This is a genomic window from Muriicola sp., from assembly GCF_049669965.1.
GTDB lineage: Bacteria > Bacteroidota > Bacteroidia > Flavobacteriales > Flavobacteriaceae > Muriicola.
This window is the reverse complement of sequence record NZ_JBATLB010000061.1, coordinates 1-2336: the sequence shown is the minus strand read 5'-3', so window position 1 is coordinate 2336 and position 2336 is coordinate 1. Positions and strand designations below refer to the sequence as shown.

Genomic DNA, 2336 nt, shown 5'->3' with positions numbered 1-2336 from the left:
TTGGGATGCGGGAAGGTTCAACTTCTAGTAAAATACAAGTTGTAAACGAAACTAAAAAATTAATAGAATTTATAGAAAACGAATTGATAAAACGAAAGGCTCACAACGTGCATAATTAAATTCAGCGGGAATTCATAGCTCTGACTGTTGTACTTCATTGCTCCTGCGCTAGCCTACTTCGTCGAAGTAACTTGACTACGAAGGCCGAAAAGCTTCGGTAGCAGAAACTATGACAAACCACTAACCAATGAGTAAATTCTTACATTATCGAAACATTATTTTGCCTTGGCAAAATCAAAGGTCTAGTAGAATCCCGATAGCCCCGATAGCTATCGGGATCGGGATCGGGATAGGAGTGAGGAGTCATGTGGTGCGTTGGCCAAAAAAACAATAGATATGATTAAGTTTTTCAACTTTTCAAAATGCATTCGTTATTGAAGATAGCAAAATTGTTAAATCCGACGTAAAGAAATACTATGACCATCCGCCATTTAGAACCTTGAGTATTATTATATTCTTTGGCAATCGAATAGATGGGTTAGAATAAGAGAAAGAGTTAAAGAACAACTTGGATCATATTATTGAACTCATTGATCAAGAAATTGAAAAATAACGAAAGTACAATAATGGTAATAACGCATTTACTATGAGTCATAGTCAAAACCGTTGAAAGTAAAAATTAAATATGAAAAATCTAATAATCTACTATCTATTAATCCTCGTTCCTTTAGCTGCTATTCTTATCCTCAGCGAATTCGATTTTATTAATTCCTCTCAATTCGCAGGTCTTTTATTCTTTTATTTGCTTGTTTATAGAACCTATATCGATGGGAAAAAATTGGCCGATAAAAATTTAATCCCCAAAAAAGACATATGGAAACTGGTCATCCCTGGAAAGAGAATACATTTTATTAAAGAACTATACTTCAAATAGCATTATAGGATTACGTACATAAAAACTGTTTACAACAACGCTTTTAACCTGCATTCCCGGATCTTCATTAGAAATTCCTATTTTTAAAAAACAAGGAACTGGCTTCAATGCAAAACAGCGCTGGTCTTTATTAGGCAAGCTCGCCGTTCCGAGCGTAGGCAAAATCGCAACCAAATTATAGCTAAAACCATTCTGTATAATTTGATAAATGAAAAACAAAGAATCTAAAATAGACCTTGAATTTTTAGACCACGTAGCAATCAGAGTTGCCGATATGAAAGCTTCTGCCAAATGGTATGAAAAAGTGTTGGGACTAAAACGATATCAATTGCCTGAATGGGGAGACTATCCAATCTTTCTGCTCTCTGGAAAATCGGGAATCGCATTGTTTCCAGCAATTACCACTGATACTGCACTTGACCCTGCTTCGAAAAATGTAAAAATTGACCACTTCGCATTTAACGTAACAAATGAAAATTTTGAAAAAGCTAAACGGAGATTTGACGAATTGAATTTGAAGTATACTATCCAAGACCACTATTACTTCGATTCAATATATACGCAAGACCTCGACGGACATACGGTTGAACTAACTACGCCTAAGGAAAGTGCAAAGAACATTTATTGATAAAAACTACACACAACATGGGCTATAACCCGCCTGCCGGTTTATCTGCCGAAGGCATGGCAGGCAGGTTCAGCACTTCACAGGAACTTCATTAGAAATTCCTATTTTTAAATAAAGTAAGGAACTGGCTTCAAAGGTTAAATGGGTAGGGCCAGCCAGAGTCAGGACCGTTATAGCGAATTAAAATGAACAGCATTCCACTCATAGAATATTTCAATCAACTTCTACCTTTAAATGAAGAAGAAATGTCTGCGGTGGAGAGGGTTTTCAAAGAACGAAGCGTTAAACGAAGGCAATATATTCTCCAGGCAGGTGATATCAGTAAACTCAACACTTTTGTTGTGGAGGGGTGCTTCAAGATGTTTATGATTGATGCAAATGGGAAAGAGCATAACCTTCAGTTTGCCATAGAAAATTGGTGGATCGGTGATATTGGCAGCTTTCATTCCGAACAGCCAAGCAAACTGTATATAGAGGCTATTGAAAACTCGGTAATACTTCAAATCAATAAAGAAGACCAACTAAAGTTGTTTGTTGAGCACCCAAAATTTAATCGAATTTTTAGAGTGATCACCGAAAACGCTCTGGTAAGCACGCAAAAAAGAGTATTGCAGAATATCAGTTCAACGGCCGAAGAACGCTATGTTGATTTTATGGAACGTTATCCTCAATTCTTTAACCGTATTTCCAACGTTCAAATAGCCTCCTACCTTGGAGTAACCCCGGAATTCCTTAGTACTATCCGTAAAAGAATAGTAAAATCTTAATCTGGTT

At 36.5% G+C, this 2336-nt stretch carries 3 protein-coding genes; all 3 read left to right on the top strand.

Annotation, left to right across the window (positions count from 1 at the left end; translation table 11 throughout):
• The first annotated feature begins 685 nt into the window (after positions 1-685).
• The 3 genes from WBM49_RS03765 (at position 686) to WBM49_RS03755 (ending at position 2329) form a co-directional block, all read left to right on the top strand.
• Positions 686-934 carry a hypothetical protein gene (locus tag WBM49_RS03765; RefSeq protein ID WP_424370730.1) on the top strand — a complete coding sequence of 83 codons (249 nt, stop codon included), beginning with the start codon at positions 686-688 and terminating at the stop codon, positions 932-934.
• A 208-nt stretch (positions 935-1142) separates the two neighbouring features.
• Entirely contained in the window at positions 1143-1562 is a 420-nt protein-coding gene (locus tag WBM49_RS03760; RefSeq protein WP_424370729.1) for a VOC family protein, read from the top strand.
• Between the two features lie 185 nt (positions 1563-1747).
• On the top strand, positions 1748-2329 hold the full coding sequence (locus WBM49_RS03755; RefSeq protein WP_424370728.1) for a Crp/Fnr family transcriptional regulator: 582 nt from the start codon (positions 1748-1750) through the stop codon (positions 2327-2329).
• Positions 2330-2336 lie beyond the last annotated feature (7 nt).

What these genes read in the sequence shown, in the direction of transcription:
- WBM49_RS03765 (WP_424370730.1), top strand. Translation starts at nt 686, where the DNA reads ATGAAAAATCTAATAATCTACTATCTATTAATCCTCGTTCCTTTAGCT.
- WBM49_RS03760 (WP_424370729.1), top strand. Translation starts at nt 1,143, where the DNA reads ATGAAAAACAAAGAATCTAAAATAGACCTTGAATTTTTAGACCACGTA.
- WBM49_RS03755 (WP_424370728.1), top strand. Translation starts at nt 1,748, where the DNA reads ATGAACAGCATTCCACTCATAGAATATTTCAATCAACTTCTACCTTTA.